The sequence below is a fragment of the Bacillus canaveralius genome, from assembly GCF_002860125.1.
GTDB lineage: Bacteria > Bacillota > Bacilli > Bacillales > Cytobacillaceae > Bacillus_BJ > Bacillus_BJ canaveralius.
Map to the genome: position 1 here is coordinate 26194 of NZ_PGVA01000049.1, position 19701 is coordinate 45894.

Genomic DNA, 19701 nt, shown 5'->3' on the forward strand with positions numbered 1-19701 from the left:
ACGCTTTTCAACATCAATTTAAACAAAATGCAATCGGTATGCGCATTGGAGGCGAGAAAAATGAATACGGCCTTAGTAGAAAAGATTACGAGATTGGTACTTTTAGAGCTAAAGGAGAACTCTCATTCCTCTTTAGAATGTAGCTGGAACGATAGACATCCTTCCACGGATGTGCAGCCTAATTATCGTCCACTCACAGAAGAGGAGTTGAAGAAATGGAATGCTATTTCTTCTTCTATTGGTATAGCACAAACAACGAAATCTTCTATTGATGAAAACCCAAAACTGATTCCTCTAACAGAGGAAGAGTTGAAAGTTTGGGAGATTATTTCTTCTTCTATTGGAACAGGAAAAAATGCAAAACCTTCGGAACACGAACATGCTCCTTTTTCAGACGAGGACCCGCAACATTGCTCTCCTAAAAAGGAAACAAAAACCGGAATGTACATGGATGTAGACAAAGATTTGAGAAATGCTAAGGTGAAATTCTTTCGCCATCATTAACGATAGAGATTGTGAAAGGAGTGTTCCCCATTATTGAACTGGACTATGACTTGAAATCGATCCAGGAAATGAGAGAAGCGGTTCGCCGCGCGAACGAGGCAATATTGAAGTTTCAAGAGTTTTCACAGGAACAAGTCGATCGAATCGTTAAAAATATGGCGGAAGCTGCATATCAAGCATCCGAATCCTTAGCCCGGTTAGCAGTAGATGAAACGGGAATGGGTGTGGTCGAACATAAAAAGATCAAAAATGAATTAGGTTCCATGGGTGTCTATGAAGCGATTAAGGATCAGAAAACTGTTGGAGTGATTCGAACAGATCCAGTTAAGAAAATTACCGAAGTTGCTTATCCTTTCGGTGTGATAGCATGTATTATTCCAACTACGAACCCTACTTCAACAGCCATCTTCAAAACCCTTATTTCACTGAAAGCACAAAATGGGATTGTCGTAAGCCCTCATCCATCGGCCGTAAATTGTACAGTAGAAGCATTGAAAATTTGTAACGAAGCAGCTGTAGAAGCTGGTGCTCCAGAAGGACTAATCGGTTGGATCACAACACCAACCATGGCAGCGGCCACCCAACTAATGCAACATCACGATATCAATCTGATCCTGGCAACAGGAGGAGGTGGATTAGTTCGAGCTGCGTATAGTTCTGGAAAACCAGCCTACGGGGTGGGACCGGGGAATGTACCAGTATATATCGATAAAACAGCTAATGTAAATAAGGCAGTAAAGATGATTGTCGATAGTAAAACGTTTGATAATGGCACCATTTGTGCCACAGAACAATCAATTGTCGTTCACAGAAATATTAAAGAAATAACGATTAGAGAGTTAAAAAATAACGGCGCATACTTTCTTAATGAAGCTGAAAAAGCAAAGGTGGAAAATATTATTTCCCCCGTAAAAGGCAAGCTAAACCCGGCTATTGTGGGACGAACAGCTGAAACCATTGCTGAAATGGCCGGAATTGAGGTTCCGAACGGGACACGAATATTAATTTCTGAAGAAAACCGGATTGGGAAGGATATCCCTTTTTCGATTGAAAAACTGTCGCCAATTTTTGCTTTGTATACAGCAGATGATGTAGAAGAGGCGAAAACAATTTGTCTGGCATTATTGAATCTCGGAGGCAGAGGACATAGTTTGTCACTTCATTCAAACGATGAAACAGTAGTCAATATGTTTGGCATTGAAATGCCCGTTTCACGTATTTTGGTGAACACGCTTGCTTCCATCGGTGCCGCAGGAGCAACAACAGGATTAACAGCCTCAATGACATTGGGTTGCGGGTCATATGGCGGAAATATTACCTCCGACAATATCACAGCTCATCATTTGATCAATATAAAACGAATCGCCTATGGAATTAAAGATGTCTCGATACCAAAACCATCGAAATATACGAAAGAAGGGATTCAGCAAAACTTAACCACCGACAGCGTTGATCAAATTGTTAAACAAGTGATTAGAGAAGTGGATATGAAATCAACATCAGCTGATCCCGACTTAGTTTCGCAGTTGGTAAAGAGCGTTATCGAGAAGTATCAAAATCAATAATTAGGAGGAGTCCAGCATGGCTAAAGATATTAACGGTGCACTTGGAATGATCGAAACGAGAGGATTGGTTGCTTCATTGGAAGCGGCGGATGCGATGGTGAAGGCTGCCAATGTGAACATAGTAGGGAAGGTTCATGTAGGCGGAGGGATTGTTACTGTGCTTGTAACGGGTGATGTTGGGGCAGTTAAAGCGGCAACTGATGCAGGCAGCGCGGCTGCACAGCGTGTTGGGGAACTTATTTCCGTTCATGTCATTCCACGGCCTCATAATGAGCTGCAAATCATTCTGCCAAAAATAGAGTCTTGAAAACTAGCTAAGCAATAATAGAGTGAGGTTCATGAGATGATCAAACTTGACTCACAACAAATTGTAAAAGAAGTGTTACGAAAATTAGAGGAGAGAAGGCATGACACAATAGCTATTCCTGTTGCCGTTTCAGCGCGCCACTGTCATCTGAGTGGGATGGCTTTAGAAAAACTGTTTGGGAAAGGGTATCAGCTAACAAAGAAGTCGGATTTATCACAACCAGGCCAATTTGCTGCAAATGAAACGGTAACCATCGCAGGGCCCCGCGGGAGCATCGAGAAGGTTCGAGTCCTCGGACCGTTAAGAAGAGCGGCACAAGTTGAAATAAGTAGAACAGATTCGATCCGGCTCGGGGTGAATCCGCCGATCCGTGAGTCAGGAAACATTCAGGGCTCCTCCCCGGTAACAATTGTCGGACCAAAAGGAAGTATCTATTTGGACGAAGGATTGATCATCGCCCAGGCTCATATTCATATGCCACCAGCTGATGCGCATCACCTTGATTTGCACGACGGCGACTATGTAAAGGTAGAAATCTCTAATGAGGAGCGTCCGATCACGTTCGAACGGGTGCGTATTCGTGTATCGCCTAAATTCATATTAGAAATGCATATTGATACAGATGAAGCAAACGCTGGTGCGATAAAAAATGGCCAGAAAGGGAGATTAGTCAAAGCGGGGTTGACATATGACCAATCAATATGATGTTGAAGAAATTGTCATCGCAGTCCTCCGGAGAATGGAATCGGCTAAGCAGAAAAAGCAGCAGCTTCTTGTCATTGCTAAGGACCTGCAGCAACACAAGGAGCAGATAGAGGAGCTCAAATCGCATTGGGATGTCATCGAGAGGCAGCCTGATAGCAGTGATATTCCCTGTTCGACCTGCCAAGCGGTTTTTTTGGACGTGAATCAGGACTTACTTGTAAAGGGAGCATTAGGCATTATTGATACACCTGAGAGCTTGTTATTTTCCAAATTGATGTCTCAAGGATTCCATGTTGATTTTGTTCCGAACAACTCTTTATCGTGGATTCTAAAACCCCATGACAATCAAACGGTAAACAACAAATATATGACGCAGTTATTAGATTATCATCAACGATTACAAGATTTTGGGGTTCACTTTTATCCGTTGAAATCAATTATCCCAGAGGAAAAAGAGCAGTTGTCTCGTTCTTCCGACGGAAAGCAATTTATCAACTTTGATGAGAAATTACTAACGAAAGAGATAATTGATCGGTGGAAAGAGGACTGTATACATGTTCATCGTGATACGATCATCACTCCTTTGGCACGAGATACCGCAAAAGAGAAGGACATAAAAATTATCGATGGCAGAGGCTAAAAGGGGGAGTGACTCATGATCATTGGTACAGTGGTAGGCAACATCTGGGCAACACGAAAAGAGGAAGGATTAACAGGATTAAAGTTCTTGGTGATCCAGCCTGATCTGTTAGACCGTGATAATCCACGAGAGCCGGCATTGGTTGCAGTAGATCGGATCGGAGCCGGGTTAGGGGATAAAGTAATGGTTACGAAAGGTTCCCCTGCTTCGTACTCAGACGATAATAGGTTACCCATAGATGCATTAGTGATCGGAATTATTGATGCAATTGATACACGAAAGGGTGAGGACGGTGACTAAAGCGTTAGGAATGGTGGAAACCAGGGGATTGGCAGCTTCGATCGAAGTAGCGGATGCGATGTTAAAGAATGCAAATGTCAGCCTTGTCAAACAGTCAATGGTAGACGCGGCACTGGTAACTATATTGGTAGAAGGTGATGTAAGTGCTGTGCAGTCTGCTGTTGAATCGGGCAAAAAAGTGGCGGAAAGAACGAAAGCACTAGTCGCCTTTCATGTCATTCCTCATCCCGATATCGACACGAGTCAATTGATCGAAGACAAAAATGAAGTTAAACAGTTAAAAAACGAACGGGAACAGACTGACAAACAATCAGCTGATACGGAAAACGCTGAGCAATAGAAGAATCAAAATCAGCAATGATGGAACCAGTTATCATTTCAATAGGGTTCAATATTTTTGGGGAAAGGGGGGATCAAACGTGTCATTTAAACGGAAAAAGTTTGCAGTGATTGGATCGGGATATACAGGCACCACGATCGCGTTAATGATTGCACAAAAAGAGCTTGGCGATATTGTGCTTGTTGATATTCCCTCTTTGCAGAACCCTACAAAAGGAAAAGCGCTAGACCTGTTAGAAACAGGACCGATACAAAAGTTTGATTATGCTATTAAAGGAACCTGCAATTATGAAGATATTAGCGATGCAGATGTAGTTATTATCACTGCCGGGATTGCAAGAACACCGGGTATGACCAGGGACGATCTCGCTGCAACAAATGCACAAATAATGGCTGAAGTGTCAGCACAGATAGCTCACTATGCTCCTGAAAGCTATGTTTTAGTACTTAGCAACCCGGTAGATGCAATGACATATATTTGCTTTAAGTCGACCGGCTTTCCGAAAAACAGGGTGATCGGTCAATCCGGGGTGCTGGATACTGCCAGGTTTAATGCATTTGTCGCCGCAGAGTTAAATATTTCGGTTGAAGATGTTTCGGGTTTTGTTTTAGGAGGCCATGGAGATACAATGGTTCCTTTAATTCGTTATTCGTATGCAGGAGGAATCCCTTTAGAAAAAATTTTATCAGAAGAAAAAATTGCTGTGATTGTTGAACGAACCCGTAAAGGCGGAGAAGAAATTATTAAATTGCTTGGCCAGGGAAGTGCTTATTATGCCCCTGCCGCTTCAATTGTCCAAATGGCAGAAGCGATAGTGAAAGACAAAAAGCGAATTCTTCCTTCCGTAGCGTATTTGGAGGGAGAATACGGTTACGAAGATATATATCTTGGAGTTCCTGCGATTCTTGGCGGAAACGGCATAGAAAGTATTATTGAATTGCCGCTAACAGCTGAAGAAAAACTAGCCTTGGACATTTCAGCTGAATCGGTAAAAAACGTTTTGAACCTGCTTAGATGAAGAAGAATATTTTTTTTGAGATTAATTTTCAAAATATTTAAAAAATTATTTCTCTTATTTTAGCAAGGAGGTGATTGTAGCGAAACAATACTTGAGTGTCGCAACTTTTGGAACCCTGTTGCTGCAACAAGTCGTGATGGATGTGTCAGATATAGTCTCTTTGGGTGCCTGAAATGTATGAGAAAACCATATGGAGAGAAGGGGGAAAACATGTCTAATTCTGGTCTCGCGTTGTTTGAACAGAAATCAAGCGGTGGCATCGCACGGCAAATCAGTCCAATCGATACGATGATCTACTCAGCTGCAAACCCGGGGTTAATGTTCGCACTCGTATACATTATGTGGGCTCCATTTTTGTATCCGGGGGCACATATGGTTTGGGCTATTTTAGCTGTATCACAAATGTTTATTATTGCAGGGTTATATTGGTTATTTTCCGTATCCATGCCAAGGTCAGGCGGTGAATATATCTATATTAGCCGTATTCTGCATCCGTCACTGGGCTTAATGGCGAGTTTTATGATTACCTTTACTTCAATCTCGTGGACAGGAATTTTGTTGAATTGGATTATAAAATGGTCCATTGTAGAATTCTTCTATTCGATTGCGCTGATTAATGGCAATGATGCGACATGGCTTGGCTATGCTGAGTTTTTTAACAGTAATTACATGCATGCCCTCATCGGAACAGCCATGTTGCTGTTTATCTACTATATTTATTACAAAGGAACAAAGTGGATGGTGCGCTTGGCTTATATCACGTTAGGTGCCACACTTTTGGGAGCTGTAGTATTTATTATCGCAAACCTCGTAACCGGGCAAGGAACTTTTGCTGCAAATTTTACTCAACTAACAGGCTTAAACTATGACGATGTCATTACTATTGCTAAACAAGATGGTTTTACTACAGAATTTCTTTTTGGTGCCACCTTCATGGCTGGATCCACTTATATCATTCTAAATACATTAGGTTCAACCTTTGGAGCAAATCTGGCTGGAGAAGTTCGTAATGTCCAAAAATCTCAGTTGCTTGCATTGTTTGGTTCCCTAGCTATATTAATGGTGATATGGGCTGTTTTCTATGGCATGACTTATATTAACTTTGGTGACGTATGGTCAAACAGCTTATATTATCTTTATAATGCCGGGCATGAGGCTTATCCATTTGCAGGTTATGATCCTTTTATCACGATCATGATTGGTATTATGACAAAGAGTCCTATTTTCGTGCTTTTAATTGCGATATGCTTCGCGATTGCCACATTTGGTTCAGCGGCTGGATTAGGCTTCGGCCCGTCCCGTAACTTCGTTGCCTGGTCATTTGACCGATTAATCCCTAAAAAATTTATGGAACTCAATCCAAAGACAAATTCACCGACGTATGCGTTGAAAACGATTATCGCAGCCGCCTGGGTTTTTCTGATGCTCGATATTTTCGTTCCGTCATGGACTGCAAATATCGCTTACACCATTTTCACCTGGTTCTTGGCGTGGATTTTCTTAGGAATTGCCGGGATCGTTTTTTCAACCCGAAAGAAAGTATTGTTTAATTCCTCGCCGCCGATTGTTAAGACTAAATTTTTGGGAATGCATTTGGTGACCATTTTAGGTTGGTTAACATTGGCGATCAGCGTGTCTATTTGTTATTATCTCCTGATCCCATTCTTTAGAGGCGATTTGCCATTTACGATGATTGTTGTATCCCTCTTGTTAATGTTGATCCCGATTGTCATCTATTTCGTTATGAAACGTTCGCATGCTAAAAAAGGCATCGATATCGATATCCAATTCCAGGAGATACCTTCTGACTGAGAGTCTTTTAAAAATAATAAGAGCGATACGGGGTGAGGAGAAATTGAAGATATTTTATGCAGGCGACCTGCATGGCGCTGAAACCGCATTTCGGAAATTCACTAATGCCGGCAAGTTCTATAATGCTGATTTAGTCATGTATGGCGGGGACTTTACAGGAAAAATGGTTGTACCGATTGTGGAAAAGTCCGGGGTATATACGTGTACGTATTATGGTTCGACAGTGAAAGTGAAAAAGGCCAGTGAAATCCCGGATCTGGAAAGAAATTTACGGAATGCCGGATTTTATCCATTGGTAATCTCAGAAGCAGATTTAAATAGATTAAATGAGAACGATGCGGAAAGGATTATTAAAGAGAAGCAAATCGAAGTTCTGAAACAGTGGATTATGTTGGCTGATGAACGATATCAAGCCGCAGGGATTCCTTGTATTATCATTCCGGGAAGCGTAGACGATTTTTATCTGGATGAGTTTCTTAACTCTGGAAGTTATCTTCAAAATGGAGATGGCAACATCATCGAGATTAATGGATTTGAAATCCTTTCTATTGGTGGCGGTAAACCAAGTGTATTTAAGTATCCACGCGAGTTCAGTGAGGAAGAACTGGCTGGAAAAATCAATGAGTTAGCATCTCAAGTTAAAAACATGGCTAAATGTATTTTTAATATTCATATACCGCCTTACGACACAGATTTGGATCAAGGGACGTTGTATGATTCCGAATTAAAGCCAGTGCTTGATGGAGATGCGCTGGCAACTGCACCAGCAGGCAGCAAAGCCGTTCGCGAAGCAATTGAAATGTATCAACCATTGGTTGCCTTACATGGCCATGTTCATGAAAGCCGCGGGGTCACCACGATAGGAAGAACCGTTTGTATAAATGCCGGGACTGACTATGACCAAGGCCTGCTTAGAGGAGCGTTGATAGATGTTGGTGCAGATGGAAAAGTGGCTTATACTCTAACGGCTGGATAATGAAGCTGAGTGTTTACTATATTCATGTCGTGATAGATGAGGTGGAAGGCTTTTCTAAGTAATAGTTTCGTCTATAAAGCTATCTAAAAACAAAGTAAGGAGCATCAATCATGGAGATTATTGCTAAAGAGCAAGCTATCCTTAAGATGTCGCCAAAAAATGCACCTGTAAAAAAGGTGGAAGCAGGGACTACGGTCATTTTTGAAACTTATGACTGCTTCAGTAATCAAATTCAGCAGGAAGACCAGCCTTTTAGCTCAGTCGGATGGGATAAAATTAACCCCGCGACAGGCCCATTATTTGTCGAGGGGGCGGAGCCTGAGGATATTTTAAAAGTAACAATTATCGATATCAAGATTGATAGTAAAGGAGTCATGACGACTGCCCCTAAGCTTGGCGTTCTAGGGGATATCGTAACGGGCGAAACGACAAAAATTATTCCGATATATGATGGGAAAGCCATTTTCAATGACAAGATTCATATTCCCATTAAACCGATGATCGGAGTGATCGGCACTGCACCTGGAGACGAAGAAATTCCTACTGGAACCCCGGGTGCTCACGGCGGGAACATGGATTGCAAAAAAATTATTAAAGGCTCAACATTGTATTTACCAGTCAACGTGTCTGGCGCGCTGCTATCCATGGGTGATTTACATGCGGTTATGGCTGATGGTGAGATTGTGATATGCGGCCTGGAAGTTCCAGGGGAAGTAACAGTCAAAATGGATGTTATAAAAGGGGAATCCCTTCCGTTGCCAATGCTGGTTAGTGAAGACAGAGTAATAACAATTGCCTCTGCGCAAACATTGGATGACGCAGCAAAATTAGCAACCGTCAACATGCATCAGTTTTTAGTCAAGCAGCTTGGCCTTGAAATTGATGAAGCTGGAATGCTGTTATCATTGGTTGGTGATCTACGCATTTGCCAGGTTGTCGACCCTTTAATGACGGCTCGAATGGAACTGCCACAGTGGATATTGGATCAATATGAATACAAACTAAAATAGTGGGTGCTTCTCCAGGGTAAACAGACTGGTTAGGAACGTACCAGAATGGGTCAAGCTTGGCTTGCAAGGTATCGAAGTCAACCACCCATTGCATGACGGCAAGGCCCGTGCAAAAGCAAAAGAACTGGCAGAACGGTTTGACTTAATCCAAACAGGCGGCTCCGATTTCCATGGTTTTTATAGTGATACACAATCTATGATTGGTTCGCATACCACCGATCTAGCTGAATTTGAAAAACTTCAAGAACGAAAGATTTATATGGAGACAGTTTGATAGAAGAGCCCTTCTGCTTTTTGTGGAAGGAGATTGCGATTTTTAAAGATGGGGTGACGATGTAGAGACAAAGCTAAAGGAACAATGATTCGAGAAACCGTTTTCTAATTAGTTGATTATTGATTAATTTACGATATCATTAATATAGGACTTCCCATTATGTGGGTTTTTACAAAGAATTTAATGATACATAAATTATTTAATTGGAGGCTAATTGTGAGTACAAACAAGTCTATTACTACACGTGAAACGATATTGATAGAAGCATGCAAACTGGTGGGAAGAGAGGGGGTTTCACATTTAACCCTTGAAGGCGTTGCAAAAGAAGCGGGAATGAGTAAAGGAGGATTACTATACCATTTTCCTACTAAAGATACCTTAATTAAGGAAATGATTAACTATGTGATGGAATTATCGAATAATCATATTGAGGAGCACGCTGCACTTGAAGAAAATGACCCAGGTAAATGGCTTCGCGGCTTTGCTAACTCGTCCTTTGAACAGGGAGGCCTGCGCTTTCTGATGAGCTCCGGTTTACTTGCTACCATGTTATCTAATTCAGAATGGGTTGAATCCTGGCGCGAACGTTATGTGGAGTGGCATCAAAAAATAGAAAATGATCATAATGACTTGATTCTCGGCTATATCGTATTTTTGGCGGTAGACGGCTTATGGTATGCAGATTTGCTTGGGCTCAATCCTCCACAGGGAGAACTTCGACAAAAAATACTGGAAACTTTAATTAAACTTACTAAAATGGAAGGCCTGGGAGAAGAGCCAGACAGGCAGATGTAAAGTTATCAAATTTTTTTTTAAGCAGAACAGTTCTTAATATATAGAACACGCAGTCCATTGAAGATGGACTGTTTTTTTTGGTTTCCTGAAAATAAATGTTCAAAGGATGCAATGAAACAACAGGAATAATAAACTTTTAATCTTAATGAGTAACATCTAAAACAAACAAATAAAGCCAACCAAAAGGTTAAATTTTTTTCTTACTAAAAATTCGAAATATTTAAATTATATCGTTGACGTTTATACCGTCTGGACGGTATAATTAGTCCAAAAGTTAAAAACCAACCGTCCAGACGGTACAGAAAATAGTAATCGTTGAATTTCATTTAAAAAGCCAGAGTGAGGACAGTGAAAATAATTAAGCTTGGATAGTTATGGCTTCTTTATTTTCGAAATCGGGCGGACGGTATCTCAGTTTATTTAAGGGGGTGATCCATTATAGAAATCCGAAGTGGCCAATAAAAGACGTTTCCTTAAGCCAAAACGTATTCAAAAATAACGAGGTGAAATGATGGAAAAGACAAGAATCATGCCTAAAAATCACTGGGATTGGAGCATGCCTGTACCCTTCTCGCAAGGCTGGAAAGTCGGGAACTTGATCTTTGTAGGAGGTCAAATCTCGGCGGATGAGAATGGCAAGACGATAGGCGTCGGTGATATTGAAGTCCAGACACGAAACGTTTTCGAGAATATTCGAAAGGTGCTCAACGAGGCAGGGGCTGATATGAAAGATATTGTCAAATTAAACACCTACTATGTATTTGATGGAGACGAAAACGAAGCAACTGAATTCTGGGAAAAGATGACGAGAGTACGAATGGAGTACCTTGCTGACCCTGGTCCCGTAGGAACTGCCATACGGATTGCCGGTTTTGCCTTTGAGGATCTGTTGATAGAAGTGGAAGCAATTGCAGTAGTACCCGATGGAGAGTAGGAAGGAGGAAAATAAATGATTAAAAATCCTGTTCCATGGCCAAATGGAGCAAAATGTGCCATTGCTATTACCTTCGATATGGATACAGACAGTATCCTTCATCTGGCCCACCCGGACACAGCAAATACGAGGATCTCAACCATGTCATGGCTAAAATATGATGAAATTGCGATACCCCGAATTCTTGATATGTATAAAAAATATAACCTAAAACAGACATTTTTTATCCCGGCCTGGGTCATTGAAAGGTATCCAAAAACGGTAGAATTAATCCTTAATGATGGCCATGAAATTGCTCATCACGGCTACTTGCATGAACATCCAAATGAATTATCAGCTGAAGAAGAATTGTATTGGCTTCATCGCGGGATTGATGTAATCGAAAAATTTACAGGGAAACGACCAAGGGGATGGAGAGCCCCAATGTATAATTTCTCCAAACACTCACTGGAGTTTTTGGCGAAAGAGGGTTTTTTATATGATTCTTCGTTAATGGGTGACGATGTTCCCTATATTTTAAAAGGAAAATCAGGTGAAATCTTTGAATTGCCGACCCACTGGGCAATGGATGATTGGCCCCAATACACACATAATTCGGAATTGGGTTATGTCATGCCGATAAACTCGCCAAAGCGTGCCATGGAGGTATTTTTGTCAGAATTTGATGCTGCCTGGGAGCATGGCGGAATGTGGATATCTGTATGGCATCCCTTTGTATCAGGCAGGCTGGCACGATGTGTCGCCATCGATAAGATGATTCAATATATGCTGCAGAAAGGCAATGTTTGGTTTGCGACGTTGGAGGAGATTGCACTCCATGTAAAAAAATGTGTGGACGATGGAAGCTACATACCACGAGTGGATCAGCTTCCGTATTATGAAGGGCGGATTCCGGAGTTAAAATTAGATTCAGTGAGAGGGGTTTAAAGGAATGGCCGTTATTGCGACAACGAATAAATTAAAAGAAGTCTTAAGCAAGGGACAAGAACCACATTTGATGACAGGTGAACAGTATAAAGAAAGCCTGAGGGATGGCAGAAGAGTAATTGATGCAGAGGGGAATTTAATATCGGATGTAACGACCCACCCTGCCCTAAAACGCGGAATTGACAACCTGGCGAAGGTCTATGATTCACAATTCGACCCTGAAACCAGGGATATAACAACTTTTATTAACCCTGAGGATGGCAAAAGGTACAGCACTGGCTGGCTGGTGCCAACGACAAAAGAAGACCTCAAACATCGGCGTGAAATGCTTCGTTTAAGTACGTACCATACCTTTGGTGTTTTTGGACGTCCGAATGATTATGGTTCCATGATGGCGATGGGATTTCTATCCATCATTGATAAAATTGAAAAAGAAAATCCGGATTACGCCGAAAATGTGCGAAAGTTTGTAGAGTTTAGTCAAAAACATAATGTCATGAGCGCAGATTTGATTCCAGACGTCCAAACAGATAAAAATCTGCCGCCCAGCGAAAAAAAGGGAACGTTAAGAGTTGTTGAAGAACTCCCTGACGGTGTCATTTTATGCGGGGCAAAACCTTGTGGCTCGGTAGGAGTCCAGGGCCACTTTGCAACAGTGTCGACGGCCACATCCCCGAACCTGGACCCGGATGCAGCTCTTTGGTGTGCTGTTCCCATTAACTCGCCAGGCTTGACGTTGGTACTAAGGGAGCCAACGACTTCACCGGATTCAAATTTTGAGGATCATCCAATTGATTCATTCGGCGAAGAGCTGGATAATATGATGATTTTTGATCATGTATTCATTCCTCGCGAATATATCTTCAGCCTTAGAAACACCAAATTATTGGGATTATACAGAGAATCCTGTGCTCTATGTCACTGGCATATACTAGCACGTCTTATGTACCGTTCGGAAATTTTTGTAGGTGCTGCGCAAACAATCGTTGATATCCTTGGAACGGATTCCTTCCAGGGAGTGCGAGATTTAGTGTCGGAAGTAATCTCCTACTCCGCTTCGTTAAAGGCACACATTCTGGCTGCCGAGGAAGAAGCTGAATTGTGGAACGGGGTATTGGTGCCTTCGACCGAATTCATCACTGCCGGACGTTTGCAATCAATTATTCACTATCCACGTGTCATGCACATTCTCCGCGATTTAAGCGGCCAGGGATTAATTAGCCGTTTCACGAGCAAAGTTTGGGAAAATCCGGAAATTGGCCCGATTCTAGAAGATTACTTACCTGGAGCCGGTGTATCGGCACGCGAGAAAAACAAATTCTTTAACTTCCTTTGGGACCTTTCATGCGGCAGCCATGCTACAAGGGTCGCGTTATTTGAAAACACCAATTCTACAAATGCCCCTGTTGTTCAGTCAGAACTTTATAGATCGTATAGCCGTTCAGAAGCGGTAGACTATATCCGTCAATATCTCAACCTCCCTGATTCACGCCAGAAGATTAAGCGCCTGTATGCCCATGATTTAAAATAAACGCATCTCCGATATACTCGAATTTTGAATATGTGCAATGCATGGTTTTAGCGCCAGCAAACCAACTGTACCGCCAGTAATTACGAGTTAAGCCTCACAACTGACATCAGGATTCTTCCCTAGCAAACAATTACACTTCTATTGTCAAAAAAAATCTTCATAGATGTTGGCGCTACTATTATGCAGAGTTTAATCCATCAAATAAGCTGAACTGTTAAAAATAATCGGAAACTGGTTAAACTTAAACCGTCTGTTATTCCCCTCCCGGATTTTGACATCACAATTACGAAAAGAAATGTGAAAAAAAGTAAATGCTAGAACGATGTAGTTCATTAAAGTACAACTATTCTAGTTAAGACTAACTCTGAATATCAGGCCCGACGCTTTTGGTGTGAACGTAAATTAAACATGTGAAAGGCGGTGCAAGAATTTGGAATCGAATGCAAAAGCGATGCATGAAACGACGCTGGAAAACCGTGGAATCGATTATATAGCCGAAAGCGATCGAAACTCCAATCCTTTGAATGTATTTTTTGTGCTTGGCGGAGCTCAATTATGTTTTTCGGTTATGATTATCGGTGCACTGCCAATTGTATTTGGACTTGGATGGTGGGACGCATTTTTTGCCAATACCATCGGGCTTTTCATTGGCTCCTTGTTAATAGCGCCTTTGGCTTTACTAGGACAAAAAACTGGAACAAATGGACCTGTCAGCAGCGGGGCTCACTTCGGCACAAAAGGACGATTAGTAGGAGCTTGCCTAACCATTTTCGTTGCGCTCGGCTTCTACGGGTTAACCGTGTGGACCGGTGCCCAATCACTGGTTTACAGCGGACATAAGTTGTTTGGCTGGCCCGAAGGAAATACCGTTCTTGTCGCCTGTGCTTTAATTCTCAGCATTATAACAAGTATTGTCGCAATATATGGTCATTCGCTGGTTATTATAATTGAAAAAATTGGGGCTTGGATTTGTGCAGCCATTCTTGTCCTGGCAATCCTTGTTTTTCTCCCTGACTTTAATCCAACTTATCGGGGAGGGGACTATTTATTGGGCGGATTTTGGTCCACTTGGCTTTTGTCAGCAAGTGTGGCGTTATCAATCCCGGTATCCTGTGCCACTTTGATCAATGATTATACTCGCTATATCCCAAGCGCAACAAAAGCCCGATCTCTTATACTTGGAGCAGGCGGCGGTATGTTTTTCGGGTGTTGGCTCGGTATGAATACAGCAGCTTATTTAACGACTATGTTTGCCAATCTGGAAACCCCTCTGGTGCAAGGGATTATTGAACTTTCCCCGATATGGTTCGTCTTTCCTCTGTTATTGGTAGGATTGATTGGCAGCTTAACTCAGGGATGCTTTGCCCTTTATGGCGCAGGTCTCGGGCTGGAGACGATGGGTTGGGGGCTGAACCGGATCATTACTACCGTGATGGTAAGTATCGTGGGTCTTCTACTTGTTCTCCTGATTGTGTTTGTTTATGAAATTACCGACATCATTAACGCGTTTGTCACTCTGATTATCGTAGCCATATCTCCATGGCTAACTATCAATCTAGTTGGATACTATCTATTTAAAGGACAGTACTCGGCACAACAATTACACGAAACACGTGGAGGATTATATTGGTATTCGAATGGCTTTAATATCCCGGCCATGACTGCATGGGTCATAGCTGTTGTGATCGGATTATTATTTACAAACACCACCGTGTTCGTTGGACCTTTTGTCAATATGTTGGGCGGGGTCGATGTCAGCTTCGTTTCGTCTGCAATTGTCGGAGCTGTCATCTATTACATGATGAAAAAAAATTCATTGCCGCAAGGATTGGAAGTCGGAACAGTCCAACCCAATTCCGAAGAGTCGCTTCTCTGAAAATGGTGCTCATGGAACCTTCTAGACAAGTACATTTTAACCATGCCGTGATGCGTTTCAGTTATTGAATGGACCCGGATGTCCAGTGTAATAAGGAGGAACCTGGTATGCAAGAAGTTATGGAAAAATTCAAGGAATCAATGGGCCGTTTGGCAGCGGGCGTAACGGTTGTTACAACAGAGGTTGATGGACGCCCTTGGGGAACGACAGTAAGTGCTTGCTGTTCCATATCAATGGACCCTCCGATGCTGATGGTCAGTCTATTTACCAAAAATGCGAGTACGGAGGCAATTAAGGAACAGCAGCAGTTCGGGGTAAGTATTTTAAGCGATGAACAAACGAGCATAGCCAAAGCAGGAGCAAAACCGGGAGCACCCAAATTTTTTGAAGACTTTGTAGAGCGTGATTCTGCAGAAAAGACATATATCGTGAAAAACGCATTGGCACATGTTCATTGTAAAGTGGATAAAACCGTTGTGGCCGGAGATCATACCATTTTTATTGGGCTTGTCGAGAATGTAAATTTAGGTGAATTTAAACAGCCACTCCTATATTTTCACCGGGAATTTGGGAGTTTTACAACCGGGACAGAACGAAAAGAAACCGTTGTATAAAAAATGTTAAAGGTATGCCTGGCCTTGAGATATGCAAGACGTAGGCTTGCCGAATTTAGACGATGATTTTAAAAGAGTACCCTTGGAATGGAATTTAAGAACGACTATTCATGTCATCAACAACGTCAAACCTTACCATACGGAAGGCAATGAAGGGCACAAACTGATGGCTCACGGAAGCGATTCTAATGCAGAATCGCTTTTCTGCTTAATTGAAAAAACGAGGGGAGGTGGAGAAGAGATGAAATTTAAATCTATTACTTATATTCTCGTGGTTTTGTAAATATGATTTGCAGGGTTGTTCTTAATAATTTCTAATAACTGTTCCGCCATATAGTTCGAACTGTATTTAAACCCGTCATTTATCCATTCAATAATCATTCCAAAGACAGCATATGCTTGATAGCTGCCACGGAGTTCACGATTAATTTTAGAATTGGGCTGACAGTCTTCGAGATCTTGTAAAGCGAGGTTTCTTAACTCATTGCATATTCTATTTTGAAAACCTGATAATGTATTTGATTGCACAATGAGTGTGTAAAAACTGGAGTAATTTGCAACATGCTCAAATATTTTAATAGCAGAAGATGTCAGGTTTCTTACCTCAAAAGTTTCGCTATTTTGATAGGGTTCACGATAGGATGCGATCAAGTCCGTGATCACATCATCTATCACTTCCTCCAATAATTCTTCTTTGTATTGATAGTGCTTATAGAATGTACCCCGATTCAGGTCTGCCAGCTGAACGATATCAGTAATGGAAATATCCTCAAAGTCCTTCCGTTGCATCAATGTTATGATTGATACTTTTAATGCAGCCTTTGTTTTCTTAATTCTTCTATCAATATTGGCCGAGTTTTTAGACATTCTAACCATCCTATGTTCAATATCATTGGTTATTAAACACATGTAATCCATAGTGTTGATTAAACAACAAATGGATCTTCGTTTGCTGATTGAGTCTTGTAGTTTGGTTTCATTATACTATAAATAGATGTTGGTTCTTCTGCTTAATTTGTTAACAATTTGCACGGGAGGAATTAGGATGAGACTTGAAAATAAGGTTGCTGTGGTGACTGGGGCAGCGTCTGGTATGGGGAAAGCAATTGCTGTACTTTATGCAAGAGAAGGAGCTAAAGTTGTTGTTTCTGATATTAATCTAGACTTAGCAAATGCAACAGTAGCCGAAATTAAATCTAGTGGCGGAGAAGCAATAGCTGTATTAGCGAATGTTGCAAAAGAAGATGATATTCAAAATCTAATTGATACAGCTGTCAATACTTATGGCACACTAGACATTTTAGTTAATAATGCTGGAATTATGGATAATTTTGAACCAGCAGCGGATATTTCAGATAGTGAGTGGGAACGTGTCTTTGCTGTTAATACAACAAGCGTAATGCGCAGTACACGTAAGGTGTTACCGATCTTTTTAGAGAAACAAAAAGGTGTAATTATTAATGTTGCGTCTGTGGGCGGATTAAATGGAGCTCGTGCAGGTGCAGCCTATACTGCTTCTAAACATGCAGTGATTGGTTTCACAAAAAATACTGGTTTTATGTATGCTCAACAAGGCATACGTTGTAACGCAATCGCACCAGGTGGCGTTGAGACAAATATCAGTTCCTCGATGACAAATATCAATGAATACGGTGCGAGACGCGCACAACCAGGAATGGCGCTTAACCCGCGTATGGGCCAACCAGAAGAGATTGCTAACGTAGCATTATTCCTTGCTTCAGATGAATCAAGTTTTGTTAACGGTGCAGTAGTCACCGCAGATTCAGGTTGGACTGCATACTAAGCCATAAATCAATAATTTAGTAGACCACCAAATGTATTTGGTGGTTTTTTAAATGCCTATGTGCGCAGTAAACCAGGGCCGGCGTTATGAGTCTTTTATTACCTCCGTGGCATTATTTATCTACCAAGCAGATGTCTTTGCTTTATTTTTTATGAAGAGATTATTTTAGGAATATCGATCTATCTAGGTGAGCTCTTTTAGAGTAATTATCCACTAAAATCAGTACTAAAGTTGGTTCAGTGGTGAGGGTAATTTTGGTAATATCAATTTATGGAATTAAATGGTTTAATGCCATCGGAAGAATGACGTTAGGAGGTTGCCATGGATTTAAATCTTTTAGAAGAGCTTGAGAGAAAAGCGAAACGTCAGAAGTATCTCTGGATGATTGATATCTTGCAAGGTTACAAGTCCAATATCATAGAAGCCGCTGCTCATTTCGAAGACGGAGCCGCGGTTTATCGAAGTGCTTATGGCTGTTATGCGGCTAATTGGCAGGGCCAATCCCGTGAAGCCTATGAGTTGATTGCAGGTGAATTGAACCAGACAGCCAATCAGGTTTATAGTTTAGGGGACGATCTTGTCAGTGAAATTGGGGCAGAAATCCGTAAATTGCGCAGGAAAGTGGAGGCCCTGTCATGACCCAGATCCAGATCAAAGTAGATGAGCTGGAGAAGTTCGCGGATCAGATTGGCAAAGCGGAACGAGATTGCAGTCAAGCCCTTAACGCTGTAACCTGGCACTTCAATTCGCTGCTGGCAGACTTTCCTGGCGTTTTGCCTGGCGGAATTCAGGACCTTGAAGCAGAGTTCAAGGAAACGATCAGAAGATACAAGGATAAACTTGATGAAGCACAACATTTAATCAAAATGACGGCAGGCGAGATGAGAGACGCCGATCAAAAGCTTGCAGGTGAAATCGGGGAGTTTCTTCTTGAAGTGGTCGGCTGGTACGATGTCCAGCGAATTTTCGCCGAATATGACCCGGTCACAGGTAAAAAGCTGTCGGCTGGAGAACGAGCTCTTGCGACCGGGATGGTTTTAGCTACCCTCTTCCCGCCGGCAAAGGTGGTCGGGGTCGTTGGGAAATCTGCCATTAAGGGAGGAAAAGCTCTTACTGGCACAGCTGCCATCAGTGGACTATCATCCCTCGCTAAAAATTCGGAAGTCTTCATCAAAATGCGCAATGTGTTTAATCCGAAGAAGGTTTCCGATGCTTTTAAAGTAGTATACAATCATGTGGTCAGGGGACCGTTAACGGTAACAAAATTATGGTTTGACAAAGCTTTTAAAAAGATAGGCGACCTGCCTGTACCAACGTACTTGCAACCGCAGCTTGCCGGGTATGCCCGAGTGCAGAGTTCGATGAGAGAAGCATTTGCGGATGCTAAGGAATCTGTAATGCGGATGGTGAATGGTTCGAAGATTGAGAAATCGGTTGGGGTTGCGAAAAAGGATATTGATAAAGTTGAGTATGGCGAACAATATACAAAAGTTAATCGTAAAAAAGCGTTAAAGCCAAATGTAGAGTATACAACGAGTGAAGGCTATAAATATACTACTGATGGTAATGGGCGTATAACGGTTGCTGAAGCTAAACTAGAATTAGGGAAAGCCAACCGAAATCTTCATGCCCAAAGAACAGTTGGTGGAAACGATAGACTATCTAATGATGATGGGGGTCATTTAATAGCAAGTATTTTTAAAGGGTCTGTATGAGTAAAATGTTTGTAGGAGAATTATTTCCCTTCTCATCCAGATAATGGCGTAGCC

The 19701-nt window shown here is 41.8% G+C and carries 22 protein-coding genes; 21 read left to right on the forward strand and 1 reads right to left on the reverse strand.

All coding sequences use genetic code 11. The features are described from left to right. Positions 1-60 precede the first annotated feature (60 nt). The 18 genes from CU635_RS23470 (at position 61) to CU635_RS17930 (ending at position 16128) form a co-directional block, all read left to right on the forward strand. Positions 61-504: a hypothetical protein gene (locus CU635_RS23470; protein WP_180956606.1), complete on the forward strand. Its 444-nt coding sequence runs from the start codon at positions 61-63 to the stop codon at positions 502-504. Between the two features lie 68 nt (positions 505-572). Next, complete coding sequence (locus CU635_RS17850) at positions 573-2069, forward strand: aldehyde dehydrogenase family protein (RefSeq protein ID WP_180956611.1); 1497 nt, start codon at positions 573-575, stop codon at positions 2067-2069. A gap of 16 nt (positions 2070-2085) precedes the next feature. After that, positions 2086-2376 (forward strand): BMC domain-containing protein, encoded by a 291-nt coding sequence (locus tag CU635_RS17855; RefSeq protein WP_101578736.1) that lies wholly within the window; start codon positions 2086-2088, stop codon positions 2374-2376. Positions 2377-2412: 36 nt separating this feature from the next. Continuing rightward, positions 2413-3081, forward strand: coding sequence for a phosphate propanoyltransferase (locus CU635_RS17860; protein ID WP_101578737.1), 669 nt, complete (start codon positions 2413-2415; stop codon positions 3079-3081). Continuing rightward, positions 3065-3721, forward strand: coding sequence for a hypothetical protein (locus CU635_RS17865; protein WP_101578738.1), 657 nt, complete (start codon positions 3065-3067; stop codon positions 3719-3721). Before CU635_RS17860 ends, CU635_RS17865 begins: the two co-directional genes overlap by 17 nt. 15 nt (positions 3722-3736) lie before the next feature. Next, complete coding sequence (locus CU635_RS17870) at positions 3737-4021, forward strand: EutN/CcmL family microcompartment protein (RefSeq protein ID WP_101578739.1); 285 nt, start codon at positions 3737-3739, stop codon at positions 4019-4021. Beyond that, the gene (locus CU635_RS17875; RefSeq protein ID WP_101578740.1) at positions 4014-4361 is read left to right on the forward strand and encodes a BMC domain-containing protein; all 348 of its coding nucleotides are present in this window, start codon (positions 4014-4016) and stop codon (positions 4359-4361) included. The genes CU635_RS17870 and CU635_RS17875 overlap by 8 nt, the downstream gene beginning before the upstream one ends. Positions 4362-4440: 79 nt before the next feature. Then, positions 4441-5379: a malate dehydrogenase gene (gene mdh / locus CU635_RS17880; protein ID WP_101578741.1), complete on the forward strand. Its 939-nt coding sequence runs from the start codon at positions 4441-4443 to the stop codon at positions 5377-5379. A 210-nt stretch (positions 5380-5589) separates the two neighbouring features. Beyond that, the gene (locus tag CU635_RS17885; protein ID WP_180956608.1) at positions 5590-7191 is read left to right on the forward strand and encodes an APC family permease; all 1602 of its coding nucleotides are present in this window, start codon (positions 5590-5592) and stop codon (positions 7189-7191) included. A gap of 43 nt (positions 7192-7234) precedes the next feature. Then, positions 7235-8167, forward strand: coding sequence for a metallophosphoesterase family protein (locus tag CU635_RS17890; protein WP_101578743.1), 933 nt, complete (start codon positions 7235-7237; stop codon positions 8165-8167). Positions 8168-8277: 110 nt separating this feature from the next. Further along, on the forward strand, positions 8278-9177 hold the full coding sequence (locus CU635_RS17895) for an acetamidase/formamidase family protein (protein WP_101578744.1): 900 nt from the start codon (positions 8278-8280) through the stop codon (positions 9175-9177). Positions 9178-9238: 61 nt separating this feature from the next. Further along, positions 9239-9451, forward strand: a complete 213-nt coding sequence (locus CU635_RS17900; protein WP_101578745.1) for a PHP domain-containing protein — start codon at positions 9239-9241, stop codon at positions 9449-9451. Between the two features lie 216 nt (positions 9452-9667). Next, on the forward strand, positions 9668-10246 hold the full coding sequence (locus CU635_RS17905; RefSeq protein WP_180955460.1) for a TetR/AcrR family transcriptional regulator: 579 nt from the start codon (positions 9668-9670) through the stop codon (positions 10244-10246). A gap of 511 nt (positions 10247-10757) precedes the next feature. Next, positions 10758-11180 carry a RidA family protein gene (locus CU635_RS17910; protein ID WP_180956609.1) on the forward strand — a complete coding sequence of 141 codons (423 nt, stop codon included), beginning with the start codon at positions 10758-10760 and terminating at the stop codon, positions 11178-11180. A gap of 15 nt (positions 11181-11195) precedes the next feature. After that, positions 11196-12107, forward strand: coding sequence for a polysaccharide deacetylase family protein (locus tag CU635_RS17915; protein WP_101578748.1), 912 nt, complete (start codon positions 11196-11198; stop codon positions 12105-12107). 4 nt (positions 12108-12111) lie between these two features. Then, positions 12112-13638 (forward strand): 4-hydroxyphenylacetate 3-hydroxylase N-terminal domain-containing protein, encoded by a 1527-nt coding sequence (locus tag CU635_RS17920; protein ID WP_101578749.1) that lies wholly within the window; start codon positions 12112-12114, stop codon positions 13636-13638. A gap of 430 nt (positions 13639-14068) precedes the next feature. After that, positions 14069-15514 (forward strand): purine-cytosine permease family protein, encoded by a 1446-nt coding sequence (locus CU635_RS17925; protein ID WP_101578750.1) that lies wholly within the window; start codon positions 14069-14071, stop codon positions 15512-15514. 107 nt (positions 15515-15621) lie between these two features. Further along, positions 15622-16128, forward strand: coding sequence for a flavin reductase family protein (locus CU635_RS17930; protein ID WP_180956610.1), 507 nt, complete (start codon positions 15622-15624; stop codon positions 16126-16128). A 261-nt stretch (positions 16129-16389) separates the two neighbouring features. Here CU635_RS17930 and CU635_RS17940 read toward each other — a convergent pair whose 3' ends face one another. Continuing rightward, complete coding sequence (locus CU635_RS17940; RefSeq protein WP_101578753.1) at positions 16390-16995, reverse strand: TetR/AcrR family transcriptional regulator; 606 nt, start codon at positions 16993-16995, stop codon at positions 16390-16392. A 178-nt stretch (positions 16996-17173) separates the two neighbouring features. Between CU635_RS17940 and CU635_RS17945 the strand changes: the two genes are divergently transcribed. The 3 genes from CU635_RS17945 (at position 17174) to CU635_RS17955 (ending at position 19647) form a co-directional block, all read left to right on the forward strand. After that, complete coding sequence (locus CU635_RS17945) at positions 17174-17932, forward strand: SDR family oxidoreductase (RefSeq protein ID WP_101578754.1); 759 nt, start codon at positions 17174-17176, stop codon at positions 17930-17932. A 321-nt stretch (positions 17933-18253) separates the two neighbouring features. Beyond that, the gene (locus CU635_RS17950; protein ID WP_101578755.1) at positions 18254-18571 is read left to right on the forward strand and encodes a DUF5082 domain-containing protein; all 318 of its coding nucleotides are present in this window, start codon (positions 18254-18256) and stop codon (positions 18569-18571) included. Further along, positions 18568-19647 carry a pre-toxin TG domain-containing protein gene (locus CU635_RS17955; RefSeq protein ID WP_101578756.1) on the forward strand — a complete coding sequence of 360 codons (1080 nt, stop codon included), beginning with the start codon at positions 18568-18570 and terminating at the stop codon, positions 19645-19647. The genes CU635_RS17950 and CU635_RS17955 overlap by 4 nt, the downstream gene beginning before the upstream one ends. The last annotated feature ends 54 nt before the right edge of the window (positions 19648-19701 follow it).